Origin of the sequence: Pleomorphomonas sp. T1.2MG-36 (genome assembly GCF_950100655.1) — a bacterium.
Classification (GTDB): domain Bacteria; phylum Pseudomonadota; class Alphaproteobacteria; order Rhizobiales; family Pleomorphomonadaceae; genus Pleomorphomonas.
The window spans coordinates 220,744-236,022 of record NZ_CATNLY010000001.1 but is presented as its reverse complement, the minus strand read 5'-3'; the positions used below and the strand labels follow the sequence as shown (position 1 = coordinate 236,022).

General features: G+C 62.8%; 11 protein-coding genes, 1 tRNA gene and 1 pseudogene. 2 read left to right on the top strand and 11 right to left on the bottom strand.

Annotated elements, in window-relative coordinates; all coding sequences use genetic code 11:
- The 4 genes and pseudogenes from QQZ18_RS01120 to QQZ18_RS01105 all read right to left on the bottom strand — a co-directional run bounded on the left by QQZ18_RS01120 (position 1) and on the right by QQZ18_RS01105 (position 4,632).
- The gene (locus tag QQZ18_RS01120; RefSeq protein WP_284537431.1) at positions 1 to 1,515 is read right to left on the bottom strand and encodes a DUF5060 domain-containing protein; all 1,515 of its coding nucleotides are present in this window, start codon (positions 1,513 to 1,515) and stop codon (positions 1 to 3) included.
- 24 nt (positions 1,516 to 1,539) lie between these two features.
- Positions 1,540 to 2,412: a carbohydrate ABC transporter permease gene (locus QQZ18_RS01115; protein ID WP_284537430.1), complete on the bottom strand. Its 873-nt coding sequence runs from the start codon at positions 2,410 to 2,412 to the stop codon at positions 1,540 to 1,542.
- Positions 2,409 to 3,308 (bottom strand): annotated as a pseudogene (locus tag QQZ18_RS01110) (carbohydrate ABC transporter permease). The gene QQZ18_RS01115 and the pseudogene QQZ18_RS01110 overlap by 4 nt, the downstream one beginning before the upstream one ends.
- A 79-nt stretch (positions 3,309 to 3,387) precedes the next feature.
- Positions 3,388 to 4,632, bottom strand: coding sequence for an ABC transporter substrate-binding protein (locus tag QQZ18_RS01105; RefSeq protein ID WP_446728589.1), 1,245 nt, complete (start codon positions 4,630 to 4,632; stop codon positions 3,388 to 3,390).
- A 307-nt stretch (positions 4,633 to 4,939) separates the two neighbouring features.
- On the opposite strand from QQZ18_RS01105, the gene QQZ18_RS01100 reads away from it, so the two are divergent.
- Complete coding sequence (locus tag QQZ18_RS01100) at positions 4,940 to 6,127, top strand: ROK family transcriptional regulator (protein WP_284538779.1); 1,188 nt, start codon at positions 4,940 to 4,942, stop codon at positions 6,125 to 6,127.
- Positions 6,128 to 6,269: 142 nt separating this feature from the next.
- Positions 6,270 to 7,118 (top strand): pyridoxal kinase PdxY, encoded by an 849-nt coding sequence (gene pdxY, locus QQZ18_RS01095; RefSeq protein WP_284537429.1) that lies wholly within the window; start codon positions 6,270 to 6,272, stop codon positions 7,116 to 7,118.
- Positions 7,119 to 7,139: 21 nt separating this feature from the next.
- On the opposite strand, the gene QQZ18_RS01090 is transcribed toward pdxY, so the two are convergent.
- The 7 genes from QQZ18_RS01090 to araD form a co-directional block, all read right to left on the bottom strand.
- Complete coding sequence (locus QQZ18_RS01090) at positions 7,140 to 8,804, bottom strand: ABC transporter permease (protein ID WP_284537428.1); 1,665 nt, start codon at positions 8,802 to 8,804, stop codon at positions 7,140 to 7,142.
- A 43-nt stretch (positions 8,805 to 8,847) separates the two neighbouring features.
- The gene (locus QQZ18_RS01085; RefSeq protein WP_446728588.1) at positions 8,848 to 9,858 is read right to left on the bottom strand and encodes a Fe(3+) ABC transporter substrate-binding protein; all 1,011 of its coding nucleotides are present in this window, start codon (positions 9,856 to 9,858) and stop codon (positions 8,848 to 8,850) included.
- A gap of 368 nt (positions 9,859 to 10,226) precedes the next feature.
- Positions 10,227 to 11,273, bottom strand: coding sequence for an ABC transporter ATP-binding protein (locus QQZ18_RS01080; protein ID WP_284537427.1), 1,047 nt, complete (start codon positions 11,271 to 11,273; stop codon positions 10,227 to 10,229).
- Positions 11,274 to 11,448: 175 nt separating this feature from the next.
- Positions 11,449 to 11,542, bottom strand: a tRNA-Ser gene (locus tag QQZ18_RS01075).
- Positions 11,543 to 11,720: 178 nt separating this feature from the next.
- Positions 11,721 to 12,707 (bottom strand): aldo/keto reductase, encoded by a 987-nt coding sequence (locus QQZ18_RS01070; RefSeq protein WP_284537426.1) that lies wholly within the window; start codon positions 12,705 to 12,707, stop codon positions 11,721 to 11,723.
- 191 nt (positions 12,708 to 12,898) lie between these two features.
- Positions 12,899 to 14,305 carry an L-fucose/L-arabinose isomerase family protein gene (locus tag QQZ18_RS01065; RefSeq protein ID WP_284537425.1) on the bottom strand — a complete coding sequence of 469 codons (1,407 nt, stop codon included), beginning with the start codon at positions 14,303 to 14,305 and terminating at the stop codon, positions 12,899 to 12,901.
- Between the two features lie 65 nt (positions 14,306 to 14,370).
- Positions 14,371 to 15,072: an L-ribulose-5-phosphate 4-epimerase AraD gene (gene araD / locus QQZ18_RS01060; protein ID WP_284537424.1), complete on the bottom strand. Its 702-nt coding sequence runs from the start codon at positions 15,070 to 15,072 to the stop codon at positions 14,371 to 14,373.
- Between the last annotated feature and the right edge of the window lie 207 nt (positions 15,073 to 15,279).

The following is a 15,279-nucleotide window of genomic DNA, read 5'->3' as shown; positions in this document are numbered from 1 at the left end:
TCAACGGCGTCGACGAACGCGGATGGCGAGATGCGGCTTGCCGGGCAGTTCGACGGCAAACACCGCGTCCGGCCGCCTCGGCCGCGTCTGCGCACCATGCCGGGTGGGATGGTTGGCCGGCGCATCGACGATCTTGGCCGGAATGACCGTCATGTTCCAGGTGTCGATCACATCCACCTCGTAGTCGCCGGGCTCGGTCGGCAGCCCCGGCGCCCAGATGACCGGCTGATGCTCGCCGAGATAGATGTAGACGACGTCGCCGTCGCTGGCGCCGGAAACGCGGCTCCACGGCCAGTTGTCGGATGGGGCGAGAGGCGTGAGGCCTTTCTTCACGTCCTGCTCCAGAAGATCGCGCAGGAAGCCGATCCGCGTCCAGGCCTCCCCGTGCAGCACGCCGCCCTTGGCCCACCACAGGATGTCCTCCGGGTGCATGAAGGTTTCGCCGTGGCCCGCGTAACCGCCGCGCAACAGCGTGATCCAGTAGCGGTGGACGAGCTCCTCTGCCGAAATGTTGCCCCAGGACAGAAGGATGTTGCCCTCGTACTCCGGCTCGTCATTGACCACCGGCTTGCCATAGGCATCGCGCCACTCCTGGGTGCGCTTGACGTCCCAGTTCTGGATGCAGACATGGCTCACCCAGGGCTTGCGATGGTCGTAGTTGGCCTTGACGTCGCCGTTGTGGATCGACTTGAGATGCCGGTAGGGGTCGTTTTCCTCGATAATCTGGAAATAGCGGTCCCACTGCGACATCGGCTTCGAGTTGAGCAGGAAGTCGTATTCGTTGGCGAGCGACCACCAGACGTTCCGGTAGGCGGCAAGGCGTGCGGTGAGGTAGGCGACGAAGCGATAATCCTGTTCGGCCGACATCTCGCAATACCCCCAACGATCGTAGGGGTGGAAGATGATGATATCGGCTTCAATGCCGAGATCACAAAGGGCGGCTACCTGCGTTTCGAAATGACGGAAGGCGAGCGGGTTCGGCCGATCGAAATCGAGTTCGCCCTCTTCGTCGCGCTCGAAAATGTCGAACAGCGGTTCGTTGACGTTGAACGGATAGTCCTTCGGGAAGACGGTCATGCGCATCTTGTTGAACCGCGTGCCGGCCAGCGTTTTCAACGTTTCGGCCTGCAATTCCAGAGGCTGATGCGTCCAGGCGTAGCTCGTCGTGCCGAACGGGAGATAAGGCGTGCCGTCGACGTAGGCGAAATGAAACTGATTGGCGACATGGACGGGACCGTGACACCCCGCCGCCGGCGCCTTGACGCTGAAGGCGCCAGTCTGCCCGTCGAGTGCGGCAACGTTGGAAATGGTGGTGTAGGTCCATTCGCCTTCGTTGTCGGGCATGAAGCGCACCTTGTAGGTGCCAGCCCCGTCGTAGAAGCCAGGCACCCGCACGACGCGGCTGTTCTGTTTGAAAAACGCCTCGAAGCTGACGCCGAGGTAAGGGTTCCCGGCCTCGGGGCCGCTGAAGCTGGCCTCAAAGAGATCCCACTTGGACACGTTCTGCTTGGACATACTCTTGTTTTCCCGGTTGAGGCTTCAGCCCTTGACGGCGCCGGACGTCAGGCCGGACACGAAATAGCGCTGGAAGATCAGGTAGACGATGGTGGCGGGCAGCACGGTCATGACGATCGCCGCGTTGAGCTGGCCGTAGTCGCGCGAGAACTGCCCCTGGAAGGCGGAAAGGCCGAGCGGCAAGGTCCACATCTCCCGATCCTGCAGCAGGACGAGCGCCATGGCGAACTCGTTCCAGGTAGCAACGAAGTCGAGGATGAACAGAGCCGCCATTACCGGCAGGGATACCGGCAGGAACACGCGCCGGAAGGTCACGAAGTGAGAGGCGCCGTCGATGCGAGCCGCTTCGCTGAGTTCCTGCGGGATGTTCCGGAAAAAGCCGTGCAGGATGAACACCTGGTAGGGTATGCCGAAGGCCAGATAGGGCAGGATGACGCCGGGATAGGTATCGATCAGCCCCAGGCCGTTCACCAGCGTGAAGATCGGCGCCAGCATTACCTGGAACGGGATCATGGTTCCGAACAGGATCAGCAGCAGGATCAGTTTTCCGAAACGCATCGGTATCTTGGCCAGTGCATAGGCAGCCATGGCCGACAGAAAGAGACCGAGCGGTACCTTGATGGCGGTGATGATCGCCGAGTTGACGAAGGTGATATCGAAGCGACCACGCGCCCAGGCCTTGGCGTAGTTGACAAACTGCGGGTCCGCCGGCGGCGCGAAGGCGCTGGTCGTCGTCACCTGCGCCGTCGATTTGAGCGAAGTGAAGACGATGAAGACGAAGGGGGCGATCCAGATCGCCGCGACGACGACCAGCGAGATCCACAGGCCGACCAGCACCCAGTCGCGCGGCGGCTTGATGATGGTCTCGTCGGCGAAGGGGGCCGGGTTGGACGTCATTGCGCGGCCTCCTCGCGCTTCTGGCTCCAGCGCATGTATGGAATGACGACGGCGAGCGTTACGGCGAGCAGGACGACGGAGATGGCACTGCCGCGACCGAAATCGAAGATCTGCATCGACTGGGTGAAAGCCCAGAGTGCCAGCATCTGCGTCGACTGCGCGGGGCCGCCGCCGGTAAGGCCATAGACGATATCGAAGGCCTTGAGCGAAGAGATGATGGCGAGCACCAGCACGATGGTCAGCGTCGTACGCAGCGCAGGCAGCGTCACGTAGCGGAACACGGCCCAACGGCCGGCACCGTCGATGCGCGCAGCTTCGACCAGCGACCTGTTGACCTCTTGCAGGCCGGCGAGGAAAAGCACCATCGAGAAGCCGACCGACTGCCAGACGTGGGCGGCAAAGGCCGAGTAGAGCGCCACGTCGCGGCTGCCGAGCCAGTCCGGCACATAGGCGCCAAGGCCGAGCAAGGTCATGATCTGGCCGAACAGGCCGAAGAATGGATTGTACATCCAACGTCACATGGTCGCGACGGCGATCGGGGCGATGATGACCGGGAGATAGTAGACGGCGCGAAGCGAATTGCGGCCGAAGATCGGCTGGTTGAGGCCCAGCGCCAGCGCGAGCCCGACCATCGGCGGAATGGAAACCGACAGGACGGTCCAGATGACGGTGTTCCTGAAGGCCACCCAGAACACCGGATCCTTGGTGAAGATGTCGACGTAATTGGTCGCGCCGACATACTCCTTCACCGGGTCGAGGCCGTTCCACTTGAAGGCGCTCAGCCAGATGACGTCAAGCATCGGAAAAACGGCGAAGACGACATAGATGATCAGGGCCGGCCCCAGGAGAAGCGCGGTATGGATGCGGGTATCTGACAGGATGGCTCTATTGGCCACGGCACACCTCCTCGCCGCGTCGTGAACGAAGAGCGGCCGGCACAACTGGGGCCGGCCGCATCGGGCTGTGGAGGGAGGATCAGCCCTTGTTGTCGATGAACGTCTGCATCGCCTTGACGGCATCGGCGGGCGTCATGTTGCCGCTCACCACCTCGTTGATGACGCGGAAATACTCCGTCGTCACATCGAGCGGGAAGGCCTGGTCGCCGTTGAGGTAGACCTCACTGTAGGTGTTGAAGACGTCGAGCCACTTCTTGTCGAGCGGCCGCATTTCGCCGTAGACGACATTCTTGTTCACCGACGTCGTGCCGAACGAGCCCAGCGCTTCCTGCTGGACCGGCGTCGAAGCGAGGTAGTCGAGGAACTTCGCGGCAAGGTCAGGATTCTTGCTCTTCGAACTCACGTAGTTGTAGTCGGCGAAGCCATAGAGGCGGTTGGTTCCGGTCGGGAAGGGGAAGAAGTCGATATCGTCAAGCTTGCCGGCCTCGTCCAGCATGCCCACCAGCCAGTCGCCTTCAAGAACCATCGCGGCGCGATCGGCAACGAACAGGTTGAACGCCTGAGAGTCGTCGATGCCCATGAACGGCGACAGGATGTAGTTCTCGCCCCACTTCTCGAGTTCCGTGAAGGAGGCCGCCGCGCAGGCCTCTTCGGACCATTTGGCAGTCATTTCCTTCAGCGCGTCGTGCTTTTCGGCGCCGCATTTCGATTCGAGTATGACGTCCATCAGGCGCATGACGTGCCAGTTGACGGTGCCGCCAAAAGTAATTGCCGGGATGCCTGCCGCTTTCAGCTTCTCGGCGCTGGCGACCATCTCATCATAGTTCGCCGGGAGCGAGGTGATGCCGGCCTTCTCGAACAGCGCCTTGTTGTAATAGAGCGCCTCACCGCGGAAGGTCGACGGTACTCCGTGGCGGCCGCCGGCGTACATGCGCGAGAACGAAAGTGCCGCCGGCATCAGCTCATCGTCCCACTTGTACTTCTCGTAGTACTTGTCGAGCGGCAGGCTGAGGCCAGCCTTCACATACTCGCCTCCGAGGCCCAGACCGGCCCACATGAAATAGATATCCGGGCCCTTGTCGGTACCGGCAGCGACGCGGATGGCCGTCTTGTGGTCGTCGGTGCCGCGGTTGACGATAGTGACCTTGGTGCCAGGGTTGGCAGCCTCGAAGTCGGATACGAGCTTGGCCCAGATATCGGCTGAAGCTTGAGAGCTATAGTTCAGCATCCAGAACGTGAGGGTCTCAGCCGAGGCCAGGCTGGTCCCGGTCAGCAGCAGCCCGCCGACCAGTGCGGCGCGCGCGGCAGCAGATTTCATTGTCATGGCATTCCTCCCAGTCGTTTCTAACGCGACTGATTACGGAGTATGGCTCGCCTTTACCCTCTGTCAAGGATCATTTTGTCGTTTATGACATAATTAGCAGTCATTCAGGGCGGCATTTACGCCGAATTTAGGGGTCATATGATTGAGTTCACCCATATGCCCGTGGGAAATAAGATTTTTCGGACTCGGAATGCCCCTATTATGTGATTGACGGCAAAAAGGCACGGCACTACCGTTTTGTCACAGAGGACGTTAAATCGTCGGCGAACAGTATCCCTTAAGTTCGGTGGAGACGAAATTGGCCAACATGCTCACCAGCGAACTCGAGGGGCTGCTCTATGGCCGCGAGCTGGACTCGCCGGTTGTGAAAGTGGTGAGAGCCCTAAGCGGACATGGGGCAGTGAGCACCTCGCAGATCGCCCGCAACACGGGCCTTGCCCGATCGACCGTGTCCACCATTCTTGCCGACCTGAAGCGGTCGAATCTCGTGGTGGAAATGGAGGTTCGCAACCCCGGTCCCGGCCGGCCGGCCGTCGCCCACTCCCTCAACCCCGAAGCGGGTACCTGTGTCGGCGCCTTGCTGGACGTGGACGAGATCAGGGTGATCGTGGCGGACGTGGCGCACAACGTGGTGGCCGACCTCGCCATGCCGGTCGAGCGGGAGTATTCGCCCACCAAGGCCGCCCGCGTCGTCAAGCACGCCGTCGACACGCTCTACAAGGAGCACAGCCTTGCCTATGCCAGCCTGATCGGCATCGGGTTCGCCCTTTCGGCACCGCTGGCCCCCGATGGCCGCGTCATGCGCTCTTCTGCTTTGCCCGGTTGGCAAGGCACCGATTTTCGAGACGCCTTTCAGCCGGTTCTGGAAAAGCCGATCTTCGCCGACAGCGAGAGCAACTGTGCGGCGTTGGCCGAGATGATGTGGGGCGCCGCCAGCGGGTGTAGCGACTTCGTGTTGCTGAAGCTGAACCAGGCCGTCAGCGGCGCTGTCGTCATCGACGGTAAGGGGCTCGTCGGCGCCTCCGGTTCGGCTGGCGAAATGGGGCACATCGTCGTCGATCCCCATGGGCCGCTTTGTCGGTGCGGCAACCGGGGATGCCTCGAGCTTTACTGTGGGGCCGGTTTCGTTTCGAAAATGGCCGCCGATTGGCTTGGCCGATCCATACCGGTCACTGAGATCGTCGCACGAGCCGTACAGGGGGATACGGGGTTCCGGCGCCTCCTCGCCGATGCCGGCGAGGCGGCCGGCCGGGGGCTCAGCATGGTCGGCGCCATGATCAATCCGCCACTGTTCATCATATCGGGCATCCTGGCCAGCGCCGGCGAACTGCTGCTGGCGCCGCTGCGCGCCAGCTACGAGAAGCACTCCTTCGTCAAGCGCGACGACGTGGACGAGATCCACTATCCGGTGTTCAAGGCTGGCAGGTTCCTCGACAACGACAACTGCCTCGGCGCGGCGGGTCTTGTCCTGCGCCACAGCAGCCGCCTGAAATGACCTGACCTATCCTGGTCGGTGGCATCCGCGATCGGCTTGCGCGACTCCGCTCGTTGCCTGAAAGTGGCCGGAACCGTTCCGCCGTGAGCGGGACGCTTGCGCCGATGGCGCAGGTCAGCAACGCCCTTTCGAAGTGCCAGCCATGAACATTCTGTCCATCCAGTCCCACGTCGCCTATGGCCATGTCGGCAATGCTTCGGCAGCGTTCGCCATGCAGCGTCTCGGACATGAGGTTTGGCCGATCCATACCGTCCAGTTTTCCAACCATACCGGTTACGGTTCGTGGAAAGGGCAGGTGTTCGACAGTTCGCTGATCGACGATTGCGTCGACGGCATTTCCGAGCGCGGCGTGCTGGGCAACTGCGACGGCGTCCTGTCGGGCTATGTCGGCGCACCCGGCATCGGCGACTCGATCCTGAGGGCCGTCAAACTGGTGCGAGACGCCAATCCAAGGGCGGCCTACGCTTGCGATCCGGTGATCGGCGACGTCGGGCGAGGCGTTTTCGTGCGTCCCGGCGTCCCCGAGTTTTTCCGCGACCAAGCGGTCCCCGCGGCGGACCTCGTCACTCCCAACCACTTCGAACTGGAGTTTCTGGTCGGCCGGCCATCGACGACCATGGACGCGGTGAAGGCATCGGTCGCCAACCTGCATGCGCTCGGCCCCAAGGTGGCGCTGGTCACGTCGCTGATCGTCGACAGCACGCCGGATGATGCGCTCGATATCGTGGCGTCCGACGGCAGCAACTTATGGCTTGCCCGCTCGCAGCGACTGCCGCTCTCGATCAATGGCGCAGGAGATGCCATCGCGGCGTTGTTCTACGTGCACTGGCTGGCGACGCGCTCGGTACCGGAGGCATTGTCCCGCTCGGTATCCTCGGTGTTTGGGCTGCTCAGCCGGACCGTCGAGGCCGGCAGCCGCGAGATCGTGCTGATTGCCGCCCAGGACGAGATCGTTCGTCCGTCGACCGTCATTCCCGCGATTCAGATCTGAGCTCATCTCGCACAACGAACGTTATGCCCTTCGCCCAATCCTCGACAGCACGACGACAGGCAATATGCCGACGGCGACGATGGCCAGCGCCGCGATCGAGGCTTCTTCGTAGGTGCCGCGTGCCGCTTCGCCGTAAAGATGAGTGGCGAACGTCTCGAAGTTGAGCGGGCGCAGCAGCAAGGTCGCCGGCAGCTCCTTGACGCAGTCGACGAAGACCAGGAGCGCGCCGGCAGAGAGGGAGGCGCGCGTCAACGGCAGATGCACGGCGCGCAACGCGCCGCCTGCCGTGCAGCCGAGCGTGCGCGCCGCGTCATCGAGAGATCGCGGTACGCGGGCAAGGCCGGCATCGGCACTGCCGGCGGTGATGGCCAGGAAGCGAACGGCGTAGGCATAGACCAGCGCCGCGCCCGATCCGATGAAGAGCAGCCCGGTGGACATGCCGAACCATTGCTTCGATGTGCCGTCGATAAAGCGGTCGACCGGAGCCACGACGAGCAGCACGCCGATGGCGACCACCGTGCCCGGCATGGCATAGCCGATCGTCGACAGACGGTAGAGCAGGGGAGATAGCCGCCCCGACGACAGGCGCAATGCGAAAGCGGCCGTAACACCAGCGATGAGGGTCAGCACCGTTGCTCCGCCCGCGTAAAGAACGGTGTTCAGCGCTTCATAGACGAGGCGCGGCGACAGACCGGCAAATTGCCAGCGCTTGAAGGCCTCCAGGGCGAGGTAACCGGCGGGTACCGCGAACCCGAGACACACCGGCAGCGAGCCCAACACGAGAAGCCCAGCCCCCCGAACGCCTCGATACTCGACGGGCGCCATCGGCCGACTGCGCGCGCTCGCCGCATAGCCTTGCCGACGTCGCGCCCAGCGCTCGAACGAGACGAGCGCAACGACGATGACAAGAAGCAGAAGGGCGATCTGCGCGGCCCCGGCGAGGTCATTGCGGGTGACCCAGGTCGTGTAGATCGACACCGTCAGCGTCCGGACGCCGAGGAACTCCGAGGCGCCAACGTCATTGAGCGCTTCCATCAACGCCAGACTGACGCCGATGGCGATGGCCGGACGGGCGAGCGGTAGCGCCACGCGCCGGAACAATTGATGGCGCGGCACGCCGAGGGTGCGCGCGGCGTCGCAGAGATTGGCCGACTGCGTGAGAAACATCGCCCGCGTGGTCAGATAGACGTAAGGATAGAGCACCAGCGACAACAGCAGCACGCAGCCGGTGAGCGAGCGGATATCGGGCAGTCGAAACTCGCGCGGCCCGGCGTAGCCGAGGAACCAGCGGATCGCGCCCTGAACCGCTCCGATCGGATGCAGGATGTCGAGATAAGTGTAGGCGACGATGTAGGTCGGCACGGCCAGCGGCAGCAGAAGCGCCCATTCAAGCAGGCGACGGCCGGGAAAATCGTAAGCCGTGACAAGCCAGGCGAGGGCCACGCCCAGGCAACCTGCAATCAGAGCGACGCCGGTGAGCAACACCATGGTATCGGCGAGTGCCGAGAGAAGGACCGTGCCGGCCAGATGCGACCATAGCCCGGCCGAACCTCGTGCCGCTTCGGCGCCAAGCGCCAGTACCGGCAGCAGGGCAAGAAAGGACGTCAGTCCGGCCGTGACATGCCAGCCCGTCCACGCACGGCGCGGGATAGCCTCGGATAGGGACGTTTCTGCGAGAGCGCTCATTTGCGGGGAAGGGCGGAACGCATATGCGTCCCGCCCGCTCCAATCAGCTGTCGAAGCCGACCTTGTCGACCAGCTCACTGGCCGTCTTGCGATGCTTGACGATCTCGCTCAGCGGCGTCTTGTCGACAACCAGCTCGCCGAAGGAGGCGACGATCGGGTCGGCCGCCACGCCGGCCTTCACGGGGTACTCGTAGTTGGCCTTGGCATAGATTTCCTGTGCTTCGTCGGAGACGAGATACTCCAGGAACTTCACGGCCTCTTCCTTGTTGGGAGCATGCTTGGCGACGGCGGCGCCCGAGATGTTCACCTGCGTGCCACCGTCACGGAAGGTCGGCAGGATCACCTTGATCGCCTCGCCCCACTGCACCTGCTCTTCCCCGCCTTTGCCCGACCGCATCAGGCCGACGTAGTAGGAGTTGGCAACGGCGATGTCGCAGATGCCGCCGAGGATATCACGGGCGCCGTCGCGGTCGCCACCAGCCGCCTTGCGGGCGAGATTGGCCTTGAGACCGGTGAGCCAGGTTTCGGTGGCCTCGGCGCCGTAATGGACGATATGGCTGGCAAACAGGGCGGTGTTGTAGGGGTGCTGGCCAGACCGGATGCACACCTTGCCCTTCCACTTGGGGTCGGACAGGTCCTCGTAATTGAAGGTCGAGATGTCGATATCCTTGGCCGCGTAAATGACGCGAGCGCGGTAGGAGAGGCCGAACCAGTGATCGTTCTCGTCGCGGAGCTGGGCCGGCACCGCGTCCTTGAGGACCTGAGAATCGATCGGCTGGGTTACGCCCTTGTCGACGAGGTCGACAAGATTGCCGGCATCGACGGCCATCAGGATGTCTGCCGGCGAACTCTCGCCTTCGGTGGCGACGCGTTCGGCGAGGCCGTCCTTCAGAAAGACGGTGTTGACGGTGACGCCCGTGGTCTTGCTGAAGCTGTCGATGAGCGGCTGGATCAACCCCGGTTCGCGCGTCGTGTAAATGTTGACGTCGGCGGCAGCTTGACCGGCTGCTGCGAAGGTGGCGAGCGCCGTCAGGCCGAGGAGCATCTGTCGCATGTTTGGTTCTCCCAATATCAGACGACCGGGAGGCAATCATACTTGCAAATGATAGTCAAATTCAGAATCCAGGCTACCCTTTCGAATTCACCCAAGAACTGTCGCTCACAAACGGGGCAAATCGTCAGACGATGAGAGCCTTTCCTGGGGTTTCCGCGCCAACGGAACCTTCTCACCTAGGCCTGAAGCTCACTCGACAGGGAGAGAAGGAGAAAACAGCTCATATTATTAGAATTATTCTTATTACAAAGAGCGGCTTTTATTGGCATATCGAGTGAATGCGTGGCAGCTCGCCAATCGGCGAAGACCGCCCGGGGACCGCTGGGAGCGTCGTCCGGGTGCTGCCGGATTCGGCATCGCGGCGCGTCTCACGCCCTGAAGATCATGGCCTGTTCCGGCACCATCTGAATGGCAACGTGGCGCACGCCGGCCGGCAGTCGGCGCGTGGAGCGGATCTCCAGCGGCGCCTCGAGACCCGGCACGGAGATCCAAAGGGCTTCCGTCTCGCCCCGCATCTGGCGCGCCATCACTTCGCAGGCCTGACGCTCGCCCTCGCAGGCTGGAACGACTTCGATGGCCGACGGACGCACCAGCACGGCGACGCGGTCGCCATCGGGAAGGCGGTCCCGGAGGGGGAGGACGCCGATCGCCGTTTCGATCGTTCCATTGCGGACGAGACCGGGCAGGTTGTTGCAGGCCGCGAAAAAGCTGGCCGCATATGTTCCATTCGGCCGATCGTAAAGATCGTAGGCGGTTCCGGTTTGGACGATCTCGCCGGCCCGCATCAGCACGACCCTGTCGCCCAAGGACAAGGCTTCTTCCGGATCATGGCTGACGATGATCGCGGTGATGCCGAGCTCGCGGATCAGCGACAACGTGTCGCTCCGGACGCCTTCCCTAAGCGCGCGATCGAGGTTGGAGAACGGCTCGTCCATCAGAATCAGGCGAGGGGAGGGTGCCAATGCCCGCGCCAAGGCTACCCGTTGCTGTTCTCCACCGGACAGCTCGTGCGGGTAGCGATCGGCATGGCCACCAAGCCCGACGCGGTCGAGCATATCTCCCACCCGGCGGTTGCCTTCGTTTTTCGTCATGCCCCTCAGGCCGAACCGGACGTTTTCCTGAACGGTCAGGTGAGGAAACAGCGCGTAGTCCTGGAACACGAACCCGACGCGCCGCCGTTCCGGCTCGACGAACCGCCTGGCTCCCGCCACTTCCTCGCCGTCGATTCGGATGATGCCCGCGTCGGGCACGTCGACGCCGGCAACGAGGCGCAGAAGCGACGACTTGCCGCAGCCGGAATGCCCGGCAAGACAAACCAGCGTTCCTCGCTCGATCGAAAGACTGACATTCCACACAGCAGCCGTCTCGCCGAAACGGCGGCTGAGTGACTCGATCTCAAGTGCGGGCGCTGTCAACAATCGACCTCATGAACGATGGGCGCTGTTGCCAATACATCCGAATTGCAAATGAGCAGCAAGCTGAAAGCTTCGGCCCGTCGCATCGTAAAGCGATCGTGACACCGAGAAACGCCGGAAACAGTCGCATCCGGAGCGAAGTTGAACGAGATAATATCGATAAATCAGGTGTTTATGGCGGAGCCGGAGGGATTCGAACCCTCGGTACGGGTTTAAGCCCGTACGCCGGTTTAGCAAACCAGTGCCTTCAGCCTCTCGGCCACAGCTCCGTTGCGAAGTTGTCTAGAGATTCTGCGGCACTGGGTCAAGCCCCGGCGGTGCCTGTCCGGTCGATGTTCTGTGCAGGATCGCCCGTTTAAGTGCGGCATCGCCAAACCGATGGAACCCAAAGGCAAGCGGCGGAAATCGCGTGTCTTTCCGCCGCAAGCCAAAGTGTCGCCGAAGCCGTTACCAACGCTGGTGAACGTGGGGAGCAACGAGCCGGGCATAGATGTCCCGCGTCGCCGCCATGACGTCGGCAGGTATGGCGCGAAGGTCGGAAGCGGCAGCGTTGCCACGGGCCTGGGCGGCGTTGCGGGCGCCGGGGATGACGACGCTGACGGCGTCGGACATCAGGATCCAGCGCAGCGCAAAGGCGGCCATGCTCTGGCCAACCGGAACCAGCTGCCGAATCTCCTCGACGGCCTGCAGCCCGACCTCGAAGGGCACGCCGCCAAAGGTTTCGCCGACGTCGAAAGCTTCGCCATGCCGGTTGAACAGGCGATGATCGTCGGCGGCGAACTTCGTGTCGGCCGTGATCTTGCCCGAGAGCAGACCGGACGCGAGGGGCACGCGCACGATGACGGCGACGCCGCGCTTCTTGGCTTCCTCGAAGAACAGGCGATCCGGCCGCTGGCGGAAGATGTTGTAGATGATCTGGATCGAGACGACGCCGGGGTACTCGATCGCCTTCAGCGCTTCCTCGACTTTCTCGACCGATACGCCGTAGTTTCGAATCTTGCCCTTGGCCTTGATTGCCTCCAGCCCGTGGAACAGGGCGGGGGTGTAGAGCACCTCGGTCGGCGGACAGTGGAGCTGCACGAGGTCGAGCGTCTCGACGCCGAGATTGACCAGGCTGCGATCGATGAAGGCCTCGATATTCTCCGGCGTGTAGCCGGAGGCGACGTGTGGATTGAGGCGGCGGCCGGCCTTGGTGGCCACATAGGGGCGCTTGCCCGTCCACTCCTTCAGCACCGAGGCGATGATGCGCTCGGATCGGCCGTCGCCATAGACGTCGGCCGTATCTATGAAGGTGACACCAGCTTCAAGGGCGGCCTCAAGGGCCGCCCGTCCGTCGGCCTCCGTCACCTCGCCCCAGGCGCCGCCGATCTGCCAAGCGCCAAAGCCGATGTCGGATACCTCGACCGGCAGACGTCCGAACGTGCGGTACTGCATGACTTCTCTCCCCGAGTAATTGGCCTTTCGGCTTTAATTTCAGGGGGAGATTAATGCCGTTCGGACACGCGAGCGCAAATGGATTCTGGCGATGGCCGGCATCGGTGACGGAGATCACCGGCTAGCCTTTGGGCCAAACAAAAGGGCCGGCTTTCGCCGGCCCAGTTCCGCTTGCTTGGGAGGAGCGGGGATCAGACCTCGACGTACTGAATGCCGACGAGATCGCAATAGGCCTTCCACTTGGCGCGGGTGTCGCCGAGATGCAGGACCTGGTGGTGCGTGCCGCCGTTCTTCAGCCAGCCGTTGAGGCACTCCTTCACGCCGGTGGCCGGCTTGAAGAAGAAGTAGGGCATCTCGACGGTGGGCAGTTCCTCGGTGTCGAGGATTTCACCCTGCGACACGACGAGGCGGTACTTGTCGGCGCCGAGCGAGACGAGGCTGACCAGCGTGGCCGGGCCGGGCTCGCCCTGGAACAGGACGGTCGGCGGATTGTCGAGGCCACCGATGCCGAGCGGACGGTCGATGAGGCGCGGCTTCTTGTCCTTGCGGGCGACCTTCCAGTTGCCTTCACCCATGTGGCTCTGGAGAGCCGCATCGAGCTCGAAGTCCATGGCGTACATTTCGGTGAACTGGGGATCGGCCTGAAGCGCGCGGGCGGCGACCATCAGCGAGGCGCAGTTGGTGTCGCCCTCGGCGGCATAGCCGTAGCCGTCGGCCATCAGGTTCGAGGCGGCCATCATGTGGGTCTGCTTGAAGCGACCGTCGAGACCGATCTCGTTGAAGTAGAGCGAGAAGGCGTCATAACCGCCGGCCTCGAGCACCTTGGTGATCGCGACCTGAATCTTGGCGGCTTCCTCAAGCTGCGGCTGGGTCAGCTTCGGATCCATGTCGAAGTTCGCCTTGCAGTAGGCGATAACGGCCTGGATGTCCTGAGTGTTGACCTTGTCCATCTCGGCGGCGATCGAGCCCATGCCGATATGGTCGACCTGCGGGCCGATGACGCGCATGAAGGTGTGCGGGTCGGTCAGGATGTCGCCCATGCCAGGCATGCGGCCGAAGACGGCGACCTTGGTCTCCTTCATCACGGCGACGGCGTGGGCCGCGGAGGCGAACACGTCGAAGGCCTTGACGAACTCGTCGTCCTTCCAGTCGCCCGACCAGACAGAGAACTGCTTGCCGAGGTGGATCAGCGAGTTGGCCGTGTCCTGCACGCCATGGACACCCTGATTGTAGGTCAGGTCGTCCATGTTCCACGCCTTGGTGACGCGCGGCTCGGGCTGAATGTTGGCAAGGAACAGCGGCAGCGACACGTCACGGAAAGCGTTGACGAGGCGCAGGCCCGGACCATAGGTCAGGTTGACGATCATGATGCCGTCGACGTCTTCGGCGGCGAAGATCTTCAGCACTTCCTCAATGTCTTCACGGCAACGAGCAGCCTTGGGGAACAGCACGTCGGCAACGCCGGTGAGCCGGGCCGAAACCTCGCGGGCATAGCCTTCCTGCCGCTTGGTGATGTTCGGCAGCGTGTTGTCGTAGAGTTCCTGCATGATGCCGAGAAAGCCGATCTTGGGCTTCCGCGTGATATCCTTGAGCGACATTTCCTTGCCTCCTAGAAAATTGTTGTCCTTGCCTCGTTTCCGGTGCCCGGAAACAGGGGGAATGATCAGGCCTTCTTCTGGCCGTACCATGCTCCAGGGCCATGCTTGCGCTGGTAGTGGTATTCCGAGACGTATTCCTCGACCGGGGCGGCATTGGGCGCGAGCATCACGGTGGTGGTGGCGATGCGGGCGATCTCTTCAAGGAACACGGCGTTGAGCACCGAGTCGGGAGCATTCTTGCCCCAGGTGAACGGACCGTGGCCGGCCACGAGCACCATGGGCTTGGCAAGCGGGTTCTCGTTGCCGAGACGGCGGACGATGGCCTCGCCGGTGTTGGCTTCGTAGTCTGCCGTCACTTCTTCCGCCGTAAGCGGAGCCGTCAGCGGAACGGCGCCGTGGCAGTAGTCCGCATGCGTGGTGCCGAAGCAGGGGATTTCCTTGCGCGCCTGCGCCCAGGCAACGGCGTAAGGGGAATGCGTGTGGGTGACGCCACCGATGGTCGGGAAGGCGCGGTAGAGCACCAGATGCGTCTTGGTATCGGTGGAGGGATTGAGATCGCCCTCCAGCACCTTGCCGTCGGCAAGGTTCACAACCACCAGCTTGTCAGGCGTCAGCTTGTCGTAGGAGACGCCCGACGGCTTGATGACGATGTAGCCCTTCTCGCGGTCCACGCCCGAGACATTGCCCCAGGTGTGAACGACAATCTTGCGACGGTCGAGTTCCAGATTGGCCTCGCAGACCTGTTCGCGGAGTTCCTTGAGTTTCATGGATGGCTGCCTTCAGCATGATTTACTTGCCGGCCGCGACTCGTAACGACCAACAGCGCTAGATAACCCAACGATGGGCGCGGGTCTCGACAGAAGCGCCGAGCCGCAGGACCGTTGCGTTCGCGTCTGATCCTATCGCTTCGCATCTTGCCGGCAAAACTGAACGAACGACGCGCCGAGAAACGCCACGTGGTTTCGCTTATGCGT

Excerpts from the sequence above, each read along its gene's own strand:
- QQZ18_RS01120 (WP_284537431.1), bottom strand. The coding sequence starts at position 1,515 with ATGTCCAAGCAGAACGTGTCCAAGTGGGATCTCTTTGAGGCCAGCTTC.
- QQZ18_RS01115 (WP_284537430.1), bottom strand. The coding sequence starts at position 2,412 with ATGACGTCCAACCCGGCCCCCTTCGCCGACGAGACCATCATCAAGCCG.
- QQZ18_RS01105 (WP_446728589.1), bottom strand. The coding sequence starts at position 4,632 with ATGACAATGAAATCTGCTGCCGCGCGCGCCGCACTGGTCGGCGGGCTG.
- QQZ18_RS01100 (WP_284538779.1), top strand. The coding sequence starts at position 4,940 with ATGCTCACCAGCGAACTCGAGGGGCTGCTCTATGGCCGCGAGCTGGAC.
- pdxY (WP_284537429.1), top strand. The coding sequence starts at position 6,270 with ATGAACATTCTGTCCATCCAGTCCCACGTCGCCTATGGCCATGTCGGC.
- QQZ18_RS01090 (WP_284537428.1), bottom strand. The coding sequence starts at position 8,804 with ATGAGCGCTCTCGCAGAAACGTCCCTATCCGAGGCTATCCCGCGCCGT.
- QQZ18_RS01085 (WP_446728588.1), bottom strand. The coding sequence starts at position 9,858 with ATGCGACAGATGCTCCTCGGCCTGACGGCGCTCGCCACCTTCGCAGCA.
- QQZ18_RS01070 (WP_284537426.1), bottom strand. The coding sequence starts at position 12,707 with ATGCAGTACCGCACGTTCGGACGTCTGCCGGTCGAGGTATCCGACATC.
- QQZ18_RS01065 (WP_284537425.1), bottom strand. The coding sequence starts at position 14,305 with ATGTCGCTCAAGGATATCACGCGGAAGCCCAAGATCGGCTTTCTCGGC.
- araD (WP_284537424.1), bottom strand. The coding sequence starts at position 15,072 with ATGAAACTCAAGGAACTCCGCGAACAGGTCTGCGAGGCCAATCTGGAA.